Genomic DNA, 16,279 nt, shown 5'->3' with positions numbered 1-16,279 from the left:
CGAGCACCATGTCGCTGTTCAAACGCATCCTGTCCCGACGCTCGGCGGCGCAGCTTCCCCCGCAGGTTATCGTGCACCGCTCGATACGCTTTACCTTCGATGACCGCGTCCCGCGTTACTGGCACGCAGGCCGGGCACACACCACGCGCTTTTTCGACTGCCTGTCGTTCATGTTTCCTCAGGGCGAGAAAATCTTCATCGAAAGCGTGGTGCATTTTCGCCACAAGCTCGACAAGGACAGCGCGCTCGACAAGGCTGTCGACGACTTCATCTATCAGGAAGCGTCACACATGCGCGAGCACCGCGCCTACAACCAGCGCCTTTGTGCACAAGGCGCGCCGGTCGAAACGCTGGAGCGCATGCTGCTCAGACGCAGAAAGGAAAGCGCGCGGCTGCCGGCCAGCTTCCGACTGGCCCTGACCGCGAGCTTGGAACACATCACCGCGATACTGTCCGATCAGCTTTTGCGTAACCCGGCGTACCTCAAGAACGCCGACCCGACGATGGCCGGCCTGTGGCGCTGGCACGCCCTGGAAGAGATCGAGCACAAGGCGGTTGCCTATGACGTGCTGTGCACCGTCGAGCGCAACCCGCTGTGGCGTTACCTGCTTCGCTGCGTGGCGATGCTCAGTCTTTCGGTGTATTTCACCTTCGATCTCGGCTACTTCACCTATCACCTTGTGCGCGGCGACAAACAGCACCGCAACTGGCGTGAGTGGCTGCGCTTGCAGTGGTGGCTGTTCGTCAATCCAGGCCTGCTTTCGCGCATCGTGCCTGCCGGGCTGTTCTGGTTTGTGCCCGGCTTTCACCCCAACCGCATCGACACCCGCGCGCTGCTCGACACCGCTCGCCAGGCCCTCGATGAACAGCGTTAAGTGCAGTGTTCAGGGCCGATCTGCATGACGACGATCTGGACGCCCGAGGGCTTTGACGAGTGGCAACGTCATTTTCCGGCTACCGCCTTCGTGCGCCCGCCCGCCGCACTGGACTGGACCGAGCTGTTCCTGCAACGTTGGCGAACACCGCGCCTCGGCCTGCCGAAGGACACGCTGGTGGTGCTGGTCGCCGGGCTTTATTCGGAGTTCATACTCTATTGCAACCGTGCCTGTGCGCGATCGCTTAAGTCCGAGGGCTACGAGGTCCTGCGCATGCCGGTGCGCTCCTCGCGAGGGATAATTGCGCAGGGCGAACACATTGCGACGGTGCTCGGCAGCCGGCTCAAGCCAGGGCAGCGATTCGTGGTGCTGGCACACAGCAAGGGCAGCCTGGACACACTCGCAGCGCTGACGCAGCCCCCGGCCTTGCTCGACGCCTGTGATGGCATTGCGCTGGTGCAACCGCCCGTTGGCCCCTCACCGATCATCGATGACGTGCTGGGCTACCGCGTTCCTGACGCGGGTCTGGGTTATCGCATGGACAGGTTCCGTCAGGCGATGGTCACCCGCGCGTTGCTCGCCGAAGGCACCCGGGATATCAGCAGCCAGCGCGACCCGCACGTCGCGAGCATGCTGTCCGCCCTGCCCGACACGCTGCACTGCGTGCATGTGGTCAGTTGGTCTGCGGTGCGACGCTCCCGTTTCGACACCCACCATCAACGCCTGAACGCCGTGCGTCCGGGGCATGCACACGACGGCCAGTTCTATATGCAAGACCTGTCACTGCCGGGCCTGCCGCAAATCTGCCTGCCGGATGTGGACCATGGCCAGCCGATACTGGGCGGCGCCGGATTTGACCCGGCGAGGTTCTGGCGGACGTTGCTGGAAGTGCTGCACCAGACCCGGCCGGGCAGGACCGGTTACACCAGGTAGATCTCGAACCCCGGAACACCCGCCGCACAAGTCTCGGTAAACACCGGGGTATTGCTGCCACAGGGCGCGGTGTAAAGGTCCATCGGCAGGGACACGCTTCGGTAACGGCGCATTGCCAGCCACAGCGGATCCTGGTCATACAGGCATAACTGCATCAGCGAATAGTCTTTGCGCACCTGCGCCCAGGCAACGTCCAGCAAGGCGGCAAATACCTCGGGATCGCGCTGCCGAACCTGTAGATGGGTCAGGTAGATGTCCCGCAGGGGGTTACCCGGCGAGGCAATGCCCGGCCGACCCGCCAGCGGCGCGACCGCGTTGTAGCCCATGCGCAGCAACTGCTGGGCCACGGGCATTTGCTCGACCACGATCCGTTTTATCTTTCCGGCATCCCAGGGCGCAACACAGCCGAGCAGGTTCTCGCGCTCGTCCACCGCCAGCAGAAACGAGCCAATGGCAAAATCCGGCCAGTGGCTGATCCTGCGTTCGAATTCCGTTTCGCTGAACACGCAACCGAACGATTGCCGGGACGACTCACTGTCGAGAAACGCCCTGAGCGCGTCCAGATGCCGCGGCTCGGCGCGCACCACTCGCACTCCGGCGTGCGTGCGCGGTGCACTGCTCAAGCCACGCTGGCCATACACCGACACATTGCTGTAGCCACGCCAGTGGGCAAGTTTCAGCGGGTTTGCCCGCCGCCGTCCCAGCAGCGACTGAATGGCCAGCGGGTTGTCACGAATGATGCAGCAATAGGCATGCTGCGCGCCGGTTTGCAGGGACAGATCGGCGAGTCGCGTCTGAACCTCTGCCATCCATGAGCGCGACAGCCTGCGGTCGGGCATCAGCCGCAAATCGCCCAGATAGGCAATCGGCTCAGCGCTACCCTGCAGGTAGCCGTCGCGTACCACCAGACTGGCCGAGCCGCGCAGCTCGCCTTCCGGGCTTTGGGCGATCCAGGTGCGGTGATCGGCGGCATGGCAGTGATGCAGGGCAAAGTAATCCGGGCTGCGATCAAAGCGCAGCGGCATGCTGCCGCGCATGGCGTGACGCTGTTGAAAGTCGAGGAGCTGCGCGTTGTCCGCAGGGCCGGCCTGACGAATCAGCACGTCGATAGCTGCTCGGCCATGATCAGGCGGCGCGCCAGAGGCCGCAGGTTTTCCGGCGTGAAGCGGCACAGGCACACCAGCTCGTCGCCCTGAGCATAACCAGGGTTTTTCTCCAGGAAGTAGGCAACCTCCGGCAACCTGGCATGATTTTCCGACACCTGCGCCAGCTCTGCGGTCAACCGCCCCTGCGGCGTCTTGAAGGACAGCAGGCCGGTTGCCGGGTTGTAGGCATCGCCAAAACGCGTGTGCGCCAGGTGATCCATCAACGCCTGCACGTGAGGTTCGGTCAAATGCCCCGCACGGGGCGCGTAATCCAGTACCATCGCCCGCAGGTAGCGATAAGTCCGGTGCCCTTTGCAGATCAGAAACCAGTACAGGGGAACATCAGGCGCCTGACGCCACAGGTCGCCAATCAGTCGGGACCAGGCGAACGCGAGCTGCTGGCTGCCCCAGTGTTCAGGGGTGATGATGGTGTCGCCGGAAAAAATGAACCTGCCGGGCTGGTTATCCCAGTGCATTTCAAACAGTTTCAGCGTCGAAAAGCCCATGATCGTGTCGCAGGCGTCACGCAGAACGACGCAATGGGTCTTGTCGTCAAGATCCTGCTTGAATCGTACCCGACAGGTATCCTGATAGCAGGCGGAATAAATCTCGAACATCCGATCGATATCATTCGGTTGCAGATCGGAGCGCTGTAGAGCGGTCGCGCACAAACTCATGGAGGCCTTCGATGTATGGAAACATAATGACCGGATTCTGAATGGCCGGGCCGCTGAGGGCAATGAATCTATCAGTTCAATTCAATGCCCCGCCGCTCTGCAATCATCATTGCGCGCCTGTCAGCGTGGCTGAATGGCCGCTTGCGCACGTATCGAATGCTACAGGCTTTATCCACACAGGTTGTCCACATGCACCCTCCTCACTCCGCCGCTTCCAGCGTCGATCGGCCCTTCGCCTGGCTGGCGATGTACCTGCTGGTCACCGGCCTGCTGTACTTTCTGGTTACGCATGTGCCCATGGGTTCTGTGCGCCTTGTGCAGCCCTCAGGTGTCGACGCCCATGTTCCCCTGCTCCCGTTCACGCTGCCGCTGTACCTCAGTTACACGCTGGTCATGCCGGTGCTCGTGTACATGGGGCGTCAGTCGTCATGGCTGCTGCCGACGTTTTTTGCCGGTGCTCTGGCGGCGGGCCTGTGTCTGGTCTGTCATCTGTTCTGGCCCACCATGATCCTGCGTCCTGAAACCGGCGCTGCCTGGCTCGACTGGCTGTACCAGCTCGATGCACCACTGGCCGCTTCGCCCAGCGGGCACGTGGCATTGCCTGTGGCCATCAGCGTTGCAATGGCTGGCCTGCGACTGCAAAAGGCCTGGGTATTTGCCGTCTGGAGTGTGGTGCTGATGCTGACGGTGATGACCACCGGGCAGCATGTGTTTACCGACATGGCCTATGGCGCGGCCATCGGTGTCGCCTGCGGCGCGGCGACGCTGATCTTCAAGCGCTGCGCGGTAGACCTGCGCACCCTGTCTGCGCTGCTGCTTGAATGGCTGTGCATCCTGGTCACGATCCGCGTTGCGCTTTATCTCGCAGACTGGCGTTTCTACCTGTTGGCCATGCTCATCGTTGCAGCACGCCAGCACGCGCTGTTCGTGCTGTACCACGACGCCACCCACTACAACCTGACCCGCCGACGCAGCACCAACGACTTCCTGATCAACCTGGCGATCGGTGTTCCGGGCCTGGTGCCCATCGAATTCTATCGCCCGCTGCACCTGGATCATCATCAGCACGCCGGGACCGAGCAGGACCCGGAGCGCCGGTTTCTCTATTACCGTCAGCCGTGGCGTTTCCAGCCGCTGAGCGCGAAGCTACTGCTCAGGCAACTGCTGGGTGACCTGCTGATGGTCAATACGCTGCGCAACATCGCGGCCTACAAGGCTGCCGGTGGCGCGCCGCCAAAGATCACCCGACCGTTGATTTCGGCAGCGCTGGTGTGGCTGATGATTGTGGCGTGCCTTGTCTGGCAATGCTCGATAAGGGAAGTGGGCATGCTGGCAATGCTGTGGTTCATCCCCTTGGTCACCGTCGGCACCCTGCTACAGAAAATCCGCAGCATTGCCGAACACAGCGGCGGCCCCGGCGTCACGCCCGGCTGGCAGGAATGGACGTACGCCTGGCGCGTCGGCTGGCTGGGACGGTTTTTCATCTGGCCTTACCACATCAACCTGCATCTGCAGCATCACCGCACTGCAAGCATCCCTTGGCACGCCTTGCCCAGTGCCGTTGGCAAAGACGAAAAACTCATGCCATCGCGGGCTTTGCCAGCGCTGATGTGGTCAGGGCTGCGGCGCAAAACCTGAGGCGTATTCGGCATCCGAGACCTGCCCCGCGCCAGCGGTGACGATCAGGGTCTGACCCAATGGATGGGTATGCCAGGCGGTGCGTGCGCCGGGCTCGAACGTTACCGTGGCACCGCTGACCCTGGCACAAACCATGAAAAGTGATGGGTGACATTCAGCCAAGCCACTGTCTGATCGGAAACAGCGGAATGTGCCGTACAACATTCCACCGTTCAGCAACGGGCCTATTCAGCTTCGGGAAACACCGGCTCGCCAAGATTGAGCATCAGCCGGTTGGCCCAGGCGAAGATCGCGATGGCGTGAATCAAATCCAGCACCTGCGCATCGTCCAGGCCCTGCTCACGCAACGCTATGATGTGCGCGGCGTTGAGCGAGGCAGGCTCAAGGGTCAGGTCGATGGCGAACTGCACAATGGCTTTTTCGCGTGCCGTGGTGCCTGCCGTTGCCGGGTCGGCGAAGACCTGTGCGATCACGTCATTGCGCTTGGCCAACTGCTCGAAACGCTGTGCATGCACCGATGCGCAATACACGCAGCGGTTGATGCGCGAGACCACGGTGCTGGCCAGCTCTCGCTCGGCACGGGACAGGCCGCCCGGCGCGTACATGATGGCGTTGAAAGCCTGGGAGCGCTGCCGAAGGATGTCCGGGTGGTGCGCCAGGGTCAGGTAGTAATCCGAGGTCCTGGCCTGCGGATGGCTCTCTTCGAGCACAGCGGTCTGCTCGGCAGTGGCGTTGTTCAGGTCCACGATCGGTAACCATGCTTTCCAGCCCAGCACCTGATTGGTGAAACCTTCGATTTCAATAAGCTCGCTCATCAGGCTGCTCCGGCAGATTGAATGGCGGTCAGCCCTGCGGCCAGACGCACCTGGTAGGACAGGAACGCAATCAGCTGCGCCAGTACCACGATTTCAGCAGTGCTCAAGCCCTGAAGTTGCAGCGCCTGCAAGGCGCTTTGATCGCCATGCACCGGAGACTCGATCAAGGTGCGGGTAAAACGCAGGATCGCCGCCAGGCGCGGGTCTTCAAGCAGGTCGATCCGGTTGGCGTCCACGTCCGCCAGCACACTGTCCGCTACGCCCACTTCGCGCAGTTGCTGCAGGTAATACGCGGTCAGGGTTGGCTGCGCACTCAGTTGGGTGGCGTAATAGGCAACCCACAGACGCTCGCTCAGCGGCAGGTTATCTGCCAATGCCGGGTCGAAAAAAAGCGCCTGGCTGCCCTGGGTTGCCGAGGCAACCTTGTCACGGGCATGGCGCACTGTGTGCAAAGGGTTGCCAGGTTCGATGCCCAACAGGTGATCCAGCAAGTCCGGTGTGTTTGAATGCTCGGTCGTCATGAAATGTCCTGCAATGCTGTCGTGACACTCGCGCAGCCGCTTTTAAAAGCAGCTACGCGAACAAAGGAAGATCACGGCTGTTCGGTGACCATGGTCGCCGCAGTGCGGTCGCTGACCAGCGGCTCGACTTTCAGGCCTTTGCGCGCATCCCAGATGTTCTGGTAATGGAACAACGGGATGATGCCAACGTCGTCGCTGACCACCTGGACCGAGTCTTCCAGGATCTTGCGGCGTTTGGCCTCGTCGAATTCAGCCGTCGAATCGGCCAGCGCCTTGTCCACCAGCGGGTTGCTGTAGTGCCCCCAGTTGGACGCGCCCTGCCCTTTGCTGCTGTCCACTGTGGTCAGAATATTGGTCAGTGCATAAGCCGCTTCACCGGTGCCGTTGCCCCAGGCAATCACGCTGATTGCCAGCTCATTCTTGTTGGCCTTGCCTGCGTAGACTGCCCACGGCAGCACTTCCAGCTGCACCTTGACGCCGATTCGTGTCCAGAACTGCGCAACGGCCTGCATCACTTCTGGCGCTTGCGGGTAACGGTCGCCCGGTACGTGCACGGTCAACTGAAAGCCCTCGGGAAAGCCCGCCTGTGCCAGCAGGTCCTTGGCCTGCTTGACGTCATACGGGATGTTCTTGATGCCGGGGTTGTAACCGAAGGTATTGGCCGGCATCCACTGATTGGCCTCGGTCACGGTGCCCTGCATGATGCGCTCGTCGATGGCCGGGCGATTGATCGCCAGGGACAACGCCTTGCGCACCCGCACGTCCAGCAACGGGTTCTCAGCCAGCGGTTTACCGGCGTTGTCACGAATGAATTCGTTCGGGCCGGTGCGGAAGCTTGGTTGAATGATCAGCGCACGCAAGCCCTGATAGGCGAAGACATTGACGCTCGGGGTTTTGCGCAGACGCTCGACGTCGGTTGGCGACACCTTGTCAATCACATCCACATCGCCCGCCAGCAACGCCGCAGTGCGGTTGGCGGCATTGGCGATAAAGCGGAAATCGACTTTGTCCCAGGTCGGTTTCGCTCCCCAGTAGCTGTCGTTGCGGGCAAAGATCGTACGATCACCCGGTACAAACGAGACAAAACGATAAGGCCCGGTGCCGATCAGGGCTTTGCCCGAATTGTAATCGGCACTGCTGGCGGCGGCGCCTGCATGGCGGCTGACGATGTAGATGGAATCGACGTCCGGCAGCAGGTTGGCGTTGGGCAGGCGGGTCTTGATGATCAGAGTGTGATCATCCTTGGCCTTGACCGATTCGACCGTGCGCATGGCACCTGCGTAAGACGCAACGCTACCGGGCACGCTGCGCGCTCGCTCGAAAGAGAACACCAGGTCGTCGGCGGTCAGCGGTGTGCCGTCCTGCCACTTCACGTCCTCGCGCAGGGCAAACTCCCAAGTGGTGTCGTCAGTGACTTTCCAGCTTTTCGCGAGGCCCGGCAAGGTCTTGTCGTCACGGCGGCTGACCAGCGATTCAAAGGCGTGCAGCGCCACCGAGCGGTCGCCGGCATAGTTGTTCAGTTGCGGGTCGAGCGACGAGACGGGGTCGGCATAACCGATGCGCAGGTCCTGCGCCGAAACACTGCCGGCGGCCAGCACGAGCGCCGAGGCCAGTAACGAACGAACGAGTGGTTTCATGGGTGATTCCTTGTACGCAATGGCGAAAAATTGACGAGTTTGAGGTGCTCGTTCAGCTCTGATCATTTAGGTGACACGCGCTCTGGTGGTTCGGCGAAACCTCCCTCAGCGCTGGAGCTTCCTCACGGCAGCGCGCCATAGCGCGCGGGCAGCGAGGGTGGAAATGACACCCGGCAGGCGGGTTCAGCGGGCTGGGGATTTCCCCTTTGATCGCGTCATAACGGGTGCTGCGAATATCGAAGCGCGGGATCTGCGCCAGCAGCGCCTGGGTGTACGGGTGATTGGCCCGCGCAAACAGGTCATCGACCGATGCGGTCTCGACCACCCGACCCAGGTACATCACCACCACGCGGTCACACAGGTGTTCCACCACACCCAGATCGTGGCTGATGAACAGATAGGTCAGGCCCAGCTCATCGCGAAGGTCCATGAACAGGTTGAGAATCTGCGCCTGAATCGACACGTCCAGCGCTGCTACCGACTCGTCACAGACCAGCAGTTCCGGCTGCACCGCCAGCGCACGGGCAATACCGATACGCTGGCGCTGGCCGCCGCTGAACTGATGCGGGTAACGCTGGCGCAATTGCGGGCTGAGCCCGGCGCGTTGCAATTAGGCGCTGACATAATCATCCGCGCCTTTGCGGTCGGTCAGGCCATGCAGCAGCGCGCCCTCGCCGACGATCCGGTCGACCCGCAAGCGCGGATTGAGGCTCGACGAGGGGTCCTGAAAAATCATCTGCACCTTCAGGCGCAACGCCCGGCGTTCCTGTGGGGTCAGGCTGTCGAGCGGCTTGCCGTCCACAGAGGTGCTGCCGGCGGACACCGGCAGCAGCCCGGCCACCATGCGCCCCAGGGTCGATTTGCCGCAGCCCGATTCGCCCACTAGCCCGACCACTTCGCCACGAAGGATGCGCAGATCGACGCGATCCACTGCGTGGGTCACAGGTTTTGGGCGGGCCAGGTGCAGGCGCTGCAACAGGCCTTGAAAAGAACGTTCGTCTACCGGCTTGCCAAAGGTCTTACTGACCTGATGCAGCTCGATGAGGGGAATCTGATTACTGGACATCGGCGCCAGCTCCTGGATAAAAGCAGCGAACCGTATGGCCCGGCAGAATCTCGCGTGGTTTGGGGTCTTGCGCGCACGCCGGTGCCGCTTTGGCGCAGCGTGCGGCAAACGCACAGCCCGCAGGCATCGACAGCAGGTCCGGTGCCATGCCGGGAATCTGCCGCAGACGCTGACCGCGTTTGTTGCGGCTCGGCAGGCTGTCGATCAGGCCTTGTGTATAGGGATGTTGCGGACGATCCAGCACGTCAGCGACCGAGCCTTGCTCGACAATGCGCCCGGCGTACATCACCGCCACGTCGTCGGCCAGGCCAGCCACCACCGACAGGTCATGGGTGATCCAGATCAGCGAGGTGCCCTGTTCGCGCACCAGTTTCTGCACTTCGCTGAGAATCTGCGCTTGAATGGTCACGTCCAGCGCGGTGGTCGGCTCGTCGGCGATGATCAGGTCCGGGGCGTGCAACAGCGCAATGGCGATTGCCACTCGCTGGCGCATGCCGCCGGACAGCTGATGCGGGTAGGCGCGCAGACGCTCTTCGGGGCTGGCAATGCCCATCAATGCCAGGGTGCGGCTGGCATGCTCACGTGCCTCGCGTTTGCCGAGCGTACTGTGCGCGCGCACCGCTTCGATCATTTGCGTGTCGACCCGCAACACTGGATTGAGGGTCATCATCGGGTCCTGAAAAATCATCGCCACCCGATTGCCCTGGATTTCGCGCAGTTGCCCGGTGGAGAGTTTTGTCAGGTCGCGGCCTTTGAACAGCACCTGGCCACCACTGATGCGCCCCGGTTCGTCCACCAGGCCGAGAATCGAGAACCCGGTGACCGACTTGCCTGACCCCGACTCGCCCACCAGCCCCAGAATGCGTCCCGGCTGTACGCGCAGCGAGACATTACGCACCGCAGGCAAGACACCGGCGCGGGTGTAAAACGAGGTGCACAGGTCGCGCACTTCCAGGGTCGGTTCGACCGAGGATGTCACGCGCGATACGTCAGGCAGGCTCATCGCTGCAACCTCGGGTTCAGGACATCGCGCAGACGGTCACCGACCAGGTTTATCGCGACGATGGTGATCAGCAGAGCCAGCCCCGGAAACAGGCTGATCCAGTATTCATTGCTGAGCATGTACTGAAAGCCGTTGGCGATCAGCAGCCCCAGCGAGGGCTCGGTCACCGGCACGCCCAGGCCGAGAAATGACAGGGTCGCTTCCAGCGTGATGGCACGGGCAATCTGCAACGCGCCGATCACGATCAGCGGCGGCAGGCAGTTGGGCAGGATGTGCCCGATGACGATGCGCAGCGGACCAACGCCCTGCCCGCGCGCCGCGTCGACGTATTCGCGGCGGCTTTCAGTCAGCGCCTGGCCTCGCGCAGTGCGGGCGTAATAAGCCCATTCGAGCAGGATCAGGGTGAGCATCACGTTGCCAACCCCCTTGCCCAGCCAGGCGAGAATCATCAGCGCCATCAGAATCACCGGAAACGACAACAGCAGATCGACCAGACGCATCAACAAGGCATCGACCCAGCCACCGGCGTACGCCGACACCAGCCCCAGCAACGTGCCGATGACCGCGGCGATCAACGCCGAACCGATGCCGACCCACAGGCTGATGCGCAGACCGTAGATAATCGCCGAGACCAGATCGCGGCCTTGCCCGTCGGTGCCCAGCCAATAGGTGTAGCCGCTGTCCATGTTCAGGCTGCCGGGCGGCATGCGCGCATCCATCACATTGAGCTGCATCAGGTCGTAGGGGTTTTGCACCACGATCCACGGTGCGAACGCGGCCAACAGCACGATGACCAGCAACAGCAGCAAACCGACCACCGCGGTGCTGGAACTCATGAAGTCGACAATCACCCGACGCCAGGGCGACTGGGCCTGCAACAGCGTGTTGGCAGGCGCGACCTTTGCGATGACGTTCATCGTGATGCCTCGATACGGACACGTGGGTCCAGCAGGTAATACAGGCCGTCAACGATCAGGTTGAGCACCACGAAAATCACCACGACCACCATCAGGTAAGCGACCACCACCGGGCGATCGAGCATGTTGATGCTGTCGAGGATCAGCTTGCCGGCACCCGGCCAGGCAAAAATGCTTTCGGTGACCACGGCGTAGGCAATGGTCGACCCCAGCTCCATGGCCAGCACCGTCACCACCGGGATCATGGTGTTGCGCATGACGTGCATGCACATCACGCGCATCGGCGACAGGCCTTTGGCGCGGGCGAACTTGACGAACTCCTGCGGCAAGACCTCGCGCACGCCCGCCCGGGTCAGGCGCAGCACCAGCGAAATTTTGAACAGCGCCAGGTTCAGCGCAGGCAACAGCAGGTGTTGCAAGCCGTCGAGGGTTAGCCAGGACCATTGCACGCCGAGCCACTCTCGGGTTTCGCCGCGACCGCTGGCTGGCAGCCAGCCGAGCGTGATCGAGAACAGCATGATCATCATCAACGCCACCCAGAACGCCGGCAGCGAAAATCCGACGATGCTCGCCGCCATCATCAGTCGGGACAGCGGATGATCGGGGTACATACCGGCAAACATCCCCAGCGGTACGCCGATGACCACGGCCAGAAACAGCGCGCTGAACGCCAGCTCGAAGGTGGCGGGCAGGCGTTGCAGGATCAGGCGCATGGCGTCTTCGTGATAAACGAAACTCTGGCCCAGATTGCCGTGCATGGCGCCTTTGAGAAAGATCAGGTATTGCTGCCACAGCGGCTGGTCCAGCCCCAGGTCCGCGATGGCTTGCAGGCGTTCGGCCTGGTTGAGGTCTTCACCGACCAGAATGTCCATCGGGTTGCCGATGGCATTCAGGCCGACGAACACCACCACCGTCATCAGCAAAATGACCAGCAGCGACTGGGTCAAGCGACGCAGCGCCCAGCCGATCATGGGCGCAACTCTTCGGTGCCAGGCTCGCTCGCAACCCACTCATCGCCCAGCAGTTCTGGCTCGGCATAGCTGCGCATCGATTCAAAATGCAGCGCGATGTCCTCGTTGAACAGCAGCCCGATCAGCGCGTGGGCCAGGCGTTTGGAGCCTTCGCTGATGGCGGGAATATCCCCCGACACCGCACCATAGCTCAGCGCCGCCGGGTAGCTGAAACAGTGGATGTGGTTCAGGCCCGGACAGGCGCCGGGGGTCTTTTCCTGAAACTCGAAACAATTGCCCAGGTCTGGCAATACGGCCAGTTCGCTATCAGCTTCGCCTTCCGGCGCCTCAAAGCGGTCCTGCCAGACACGAATATGCGACGAGAACGGCGCAAATTCCGGGCGCAGCTCGAAGTCGGTCCGAAAACCGGTGGCGAACACCACAAAATCCGCCTCGACGCGCGCTTTTGATGTTTGCAGCCAGACCCCGCCCGCCGGGTTTGCTTCGACCGCGAGTACTGGATTGTCGAGCAGAAAGCGCGCCCGGCCCGAACGGGACACCCTGAGCGTGCTGCCGCGTGGGGGTGGCACCTGCTGCCTATTCAGGTAGTGACGGATGCGCCATTTCCAGATATCCGGCAGGCGCCAGTAGCCGTGGACCATGCCCGGATTGCCGACGCCCTTGCCTTTGTTGACCCGTGGCAGCTCGGCGCGGCGAATCAACAGATCTACCCGCTGTGCACCTGCTTCCAGCGCGGTGGCAGCGCTGTCCATCGCCGAGGCACCGCCGCCGATCACCGCGACGCGCCTGCCTTCGAACCAGTCATCCTGCAAACCGGCGGCCGAGTGTGTCCACAGATGATCTGGCAGTTGCCGGGCAAAATCCGGCACCCAGGGGCCGCCCAGACCATCACGACCCGTCGCCAGCACCACATGGCGCGCCAGCATGAAGCGGGTTTGCCCAGGCGTCATGATGTCCAGTTCGACCAGGCCGTCCGTTCGCGGCGCGACGCGGCTTACGCGGTGTTCGTTGCGCACATCCAGCGCCAGCGCCTTGCGATACCAGCGCAGGTACTCGGCCCATTGCAGGCGCGGGATTTTATCCAGCGCTGCCCAGCCGTCGGCACCGAATTGCGCTTCGTACCAGGCGCGAAAGGTCAGGGCCGGCAAACCGAGCGCCGGGCCGGTCAACTGTTTCGGCGAACGCAGAGTCTCCATCCGCGCCGTGGTCGCCCACGGGCCTTCAAAACCGGCTGGCGACTGATCGAAAATCACCGCCGCCACGCCCAGATGTCGCAGCTCTGCCGCCAGCGCAAGCCCTGCCATGCCGCCGCCAATGATTGCTACATCAAGCACAGCCTGCCCGGCGTTCGTCCTCGGCTTGACCCAAGGCTTGGCGGGCAGATCCAGCCACGCCAGATCCTGCTGCAGGCGAGCTTCCAGCGCCGCGAGACCGGCAGGTGCGTTTACATCGGACATTGATCGGTACCCGGAAAGATGATCAGGCGCAAAGCCCGAGCCTGATTCAAATCACTTCAAAAATCATTCCAATGTCGCAATAAATGAATTCTTAAAGCTATTGAATGCTTAATCCGAATAGTAAAAGCCGTTCTTTATTCTCGCAATGCGCAAAAAAGAATATTGATATTCCTTAATGGAATTTATGGAGGTATTCAGAACGTTGGCGCCCGAGCGGCCCTGAAACTGGCCACCCTGGTTGTGCCTGATACACCCCATGCGCCGGTTTTGCTGCCGGTTCCCAGCAGATCGCGAGCCTGCGGCTCGCCGCCCCGGCCGCTACCAGTTAGTCTGAACTTAGCTGCGCTCACTCTGCATAAATGCTCTGCAACAGCGCATCGTGAGCACTGGCTTCGTGCATGATCATCTCCGGCAGGAGGACTTTCGCGCAGACGGCAATTTCCTCCACCAGCGCACTCGCGACCTCCGATAGCGGGCTGGCGAAAGCTGAAATCAGGCCGAAGAAAAACGGAATGGAACAGGCAATCGGCCTGACCACTACGTCTTGCAGCGGTACGCCTATGGCGGTGAACGGGTCGACCAGCGCAATGCCCAGCCCCACTCTGGCCATTTGCATGGCAATCAGCGAGGTATTGGTATCGAGCATGCGCGGTGGCTCGCCGCCGGCATCGTGAAACGCCTTGTCGATACGCCGACGAAAACGATAAGGGTTGGCCATGGTGATCAGCGTTTGCTGGCGCAGCAGCTCCATTGAAAGCACGTCATGGGCGGCCAGCGGCGAATCGGCTGGCAACACCGCCACGCAGGACGCTTCGCCGATCCAGTGAATCTCCAGGCCGCGATGTTCCAGCGGCAGGCTTACAGCCCCCAGATCCATAGTCTTCGACAGAACCGCCTGAACCACATTCTCCGGAGACATGCTCTGCAACTGGATCTGCTGCGGGCGCAGAGGCTCGGGCAGCCGGGACAAGGCCGTGGGCAACAGCCCGGCAGCAAGGGCCGAGATTGCCACCAGCTTGATCTGATGGTTTTCTTCCTGCGCAATGTGTTGCGCACGCTGGCGGATATTACGCACGCCCAGCAGCGCGCTTTCCACCTCGCCATACATCATGAACGCCTTGTGGGTAGGCGTGACCTTCGGCCCGCTGCGCTCGAAAAGCGCAAAGCCCAGTTCCTGTTCAAGCTCCTGAATGGCCCGAGTGACCGATGGCTGAGAGCGGCCGAGCATTTTCCCGGCGGCAGTGACACTGCCCGCCGACATGACCGCCGCGAAGGCTTCGAGCTGACGCAGATCCATAAGCATGCCTTGATCAATACACAATCGATAAGGGAGCGACGCACGGATGTCCGCCGCTCAAAGCGCGAAAGTCTACACGCTCGCGAGGAATGCTGTGAACGGCCGGCTCACCCAGCGACCATGACCCGGTTTCGGCCTAGCTGCTTGCCCAGGTAAAGCGAGGTGTCGGCACGATTGAGGGCGATCTGAAAGGCTTCGCCCTCGCCGACGGCAGCCACTGCCAGGGTTGCGGTTACAGCAATGTCGAGCGTGTCGATCAGACCGGCTTTTTCCCGGATGGACAGCCATATGCGGTCAGCCACTTGCAGCCCGTCGCTCAGTGCTGTGTCGGGCATGAGGATCAAAAACTCCTCGCCACCCCAGCGTGCAGCCATGTCACTGCTGCGCACGCTTGAACTGATGACCTCAGCCACTCGTTGCAGTACCACATCGCCTGTTTCATGACCGTGCAGGTCATTGATCTGTTTGAAATGATCGATGTCGAGCAGGATTATCGAGGCCGACAGCCCCTGGCGACGCGACTCCAACTGACGCACGCGGTGCAGCACCCGTCTGCGGGTGAAAAGGTTGGTGAGGCTGTCACGATTGGCAATGTGATACAGGCTCAGTTGCATGGACGATGTAAAACGCACTGACAGAGCCGTGGCGTAGATCGCCAGAACGGTTGCGGCAAGAATGTTGACGACGCCAAACACCTCCAGCATTTCGCTACTCAAGCTGGATCCTTGCCCCATGTGGCGACGAAACGTAAAGCACCCTGCTGCCGCCAAAAGTACCGCGGCACTGAACACCACACGCTTGACGGTAACCAGTTGGAAGGTGAACGCGATAATCGGGATCACGCAGAACAGGTAGAAGCTGAAGTTGCTTTCCCACCCCAGTACCCAGGTTGCCAGTACCGCATGGGCGATGATCTCGAAACTCATCAACTGGCCCGTCTGCCGGTAGCGGCGTCTGCGAATCAGGTAAAGACAGTTGCAATAGGCAAGTATGCTGAAGATGTTCGCAGCCCAGAGGATCGTTATGTCCAGCGTGATGAACACCGCCAGCAGCACACAGTGGATCCCGAGAGCGAGATAGACCATCGGTGTGATGTGTGTCCAGAACTGGGCAGCCGTGTCCTTGAACAACTGGGAGCGGTCTTCTGCCTGGAGGGTCATCATCACGTTTTCTCGAAGGTGCGGGTTGGGTATGACCATGAGTATCGAAACGAATTCATGAACAATTGTCGGCAATGGTCTGTACCGCTTGATACATCGACTCACAATTTAATCAACGAGCTGACGAGTTCAGAGCAGATGTCAAGGCTGCCCGCGGCTGCTTTAAT

15 protein-coding genes and 1 pseudogene are annotated in these 16,279 nt (G+C 61.5%); 3 read left to right on the top strand and 13 right to left on the bottom strand.

Annotation, left to right across the window (positions count from 1 at the left end; translation table 11 throughout):
* The first annotated feature begins 8 nt into the window (after positions 1-8).
* Entirely contained in the window at positions 9-875 is an 867-nt protein-coding gene (locus PSPTO_RS14585; RefSeq protein ID WP_005762380.1) for a metal-dependent hydrolase, read from the top strand.
* Positions 876-899: 24 nt separating this feature from the next.
* Positions 900-1,808: a hypothetical protein gene (locus tag PSPTO_RS14580; protein ID WP_005762383.1), complete on the top strand. Its 909-nt coding sequence runs from the start codon at positions 900-902 to the stop codon at positions 1,806-1,808.
* On the opposite strand, the gene PSPTO_RS14575 is transcribed toward PSPTO_RS14580, so the two are convergent.
* Both PSPTO_RS14575 and PSPTO_RS14570 read right to left on the bottom strand, forming a co-directional pair.
* Positions 1,796-2,911, bottom strand: a complete 1,116-nt coding sequence (locus PSPTO_RS14575) for a hypothetical protein (protein ID WP_005762385.1) — start codon at positions 2,909-2,911, stop codon at positions 1,796-1,798. The two genes, PSPTO_RS14580 and PSPTO_RS14575, sit on opposite strands and share 13 nt — an antisense overlap.
* Complete coding sequence (locus PSPTO_RS14570; protein ID WP_005762387.1) at positions 2,905-3,570, bottom strand: hypothetical protein; 666 nt, start codon at positions 3,568-3,570, stop codon at positions 2,905-2,907. Before PSPTO_RS14570 ends, PSPTO_RS14575 begins: the two co-directional genes overlap by 7 nt.
* Before the next feature lie 249 nt (positions 3,571-3,819).
* Here PSPTO_RS14570 and PSPTO_RS14565 point away from each other — a divergent pair, with 249 nt between their 5' ends.
* Positions 3,820-5,268 (top strand): fatty acid desaturase, encoded by a 1,449-nt coding sequence (locus tag PSPTO_RS14565; protein ID WP_005762390.1) that lies wholly within the window; start codon positions 3,820-3,822, stop codon positions 5,266-5,268.
* Here PSPTO_RS14565 and PSPTO_RS14560 read toward each other — a convergent pair.
* The 11 genes and pseudogenes from PSPTO_RS14560 to PSPTO_RS14510 all read right to left on the bottom strand — a co-directional run bounded on the left by PSPTO_RS14560 (position 5,245) and on the right by PSPTO_RS14510 (position 16,151).
* The gene (locus PSPTO_RS14560; RefSeq protein ID WP_225983000.1) at positions 5,245-5,403 is read right to left on the bottom strand and encodes a hypothetical protein; all 159 of its coding nucleotides are present in this window, start codon (positions 5,401-5,403) and stop codon (positions 5,245-5,247) included. The genes PSPTO_RS14565 and PSPTO_RS14560 overlap by 24 nt on opposite strands.
* An 89-nt stretch (positions 5,404-5,492) precedes the next feature.
* Positions 5,493-6,083: a peroxidase-related enzyme gene (locus tag PSPTO_RS14555; protein WP_011104210.1), complete on the bottom strand. Its 591-nt coding sequence runs from the start codon at positions 6,081-6,083 to the stop codon at positions 5,493-5,495.
* Positions 6,083-6,604, bottom strand: coding sequence for a CMD domain-containing protein (locus tag PSPTO_RS14550; protein WP_005762396.1), 522 nt, complete (start codon positions 6,602-6,604; stop codon positions 6,083-6,085). Before PSPTO_RS14550 ends, PSPTO_RS14555 begins: the two co-directional genes overlap by 1 nt.
* A 71-nt stretch (positions 6,605-6,675) precedes the next feature.
* Positions 6,676-8,241, bottom strand: coding sequence for an ABC transporter substrate-binding protein (locus PSPTO_RS14545; RefSeq protein WP_011104209.1), 1,566 nt, complete (start codon positions 8,239-8,241; stop codon positions 6,676-6,678).
* A 52-nt stretch (positions 8,242-8,293) separates the two neighbouring features.
* Positions 8,294-9,307: pseudogene (locus tag PSPTO_RS14540) on the bottom strand (ABC transporter ATP-binding protein).
* Entirely contained in the window at positions 9,297-10,310 is a 1,014-nt protein-coding gene (locus tag PSPTO_RS14535) for an ABC transporter ATP-binding protein (protein WP_011104208.1), read from the bottom strand. The pseudogene PSPTO_RS14540 and the gene PSPTO_RS14535 overlap by 11 nt, the downstream one beginning before the upstream one ends.
* Positions 10,307-11,227, bottom strand: a complete 921-nt coding sequence (locus PSPTO_RS14530) for an ABC transporter permease (protein ID WP_005762406.1) — start codon at positions 11,225-11,227, stop codon at positions 10,307-10,309. The genes PSPTO_RS14535 and PSPTO_RS14530 overlap by 4 nt, the downstream gene beginning before the upstream one ends.
* Positions 11,224-12,198 (bottom strand): ABC transporter permease, encoded by a 975-nt coding sequence (locus tag PSPTO_RS14525; protein ID WP_005762408.1) that lies wholly within the window; start codon positions 12,196-12,198, stop codon positions 11,224-11,226. Before PSPTO_RS14525 ends, PSPTO_RS14530 begins: the two co-directional genes overlap by 4 nt.
* The gene (locus PSPTO_RS14520; protein ID WP_007243944.1) at positions 12,195-13,655 is read right to left on the bottom strand and encodes an NAD(P)-binding domain-containing protein; all 1,461 of its coding nucleotides are present in this window, start codon (positions 13,653-13,655) and stop codon (positions 12,195-12,197) included. The genes PSPTO_RS14525 and PSPTO_RS14520 overlap by 4 nt, the downstream gene beginning before the upstream one ends.
* Positions 13,656-14,001: 346 nt before the next feature.
* Positions 14,002-14,952 (bottom strand): LysR family transcriptional regulator, encoded by a 951-nt coding sequence (locus PSPTO_RS14515; protein ID WP_005762416.1) that lies wholly within the window; start codon positions 14,950-14,952, stop codon positions 14,002-14,004.
* A gap of 107 nt (positions 14,953-15,059) precedes the next feature.
* Positions 15,060-16,151: a diguanylate cyclase gene (locus tag PSPTO_RS14510; RefSeq protein ID WP_005762418.1), complete on the bottom strand. Its 1,092-nt coding sequence runs from the start codon at positions 16,149-16,151 to the stop codon at positions 15,060-15,062.
* Positions 16,152-16,279: the final 128 nt, after the last annotated feature.

It is taken from the genome of Pseudomonas syringae pv. tomato str. DC3000 (assembly GCF_000007805.1).
Taxonomy (GTDB): domain Bacteria; phylum Pseudomonadota; class Gammaproteobacteria; order Pseudomonadales; family Pseudomonadaceae; genus Aquipseudomonas; species Aquipseudomonas avellanae.
Note: the sequence above shows the minus strand (reverse complement) of the source record. Positions and strands in the feature narration are given on the sequence as shown.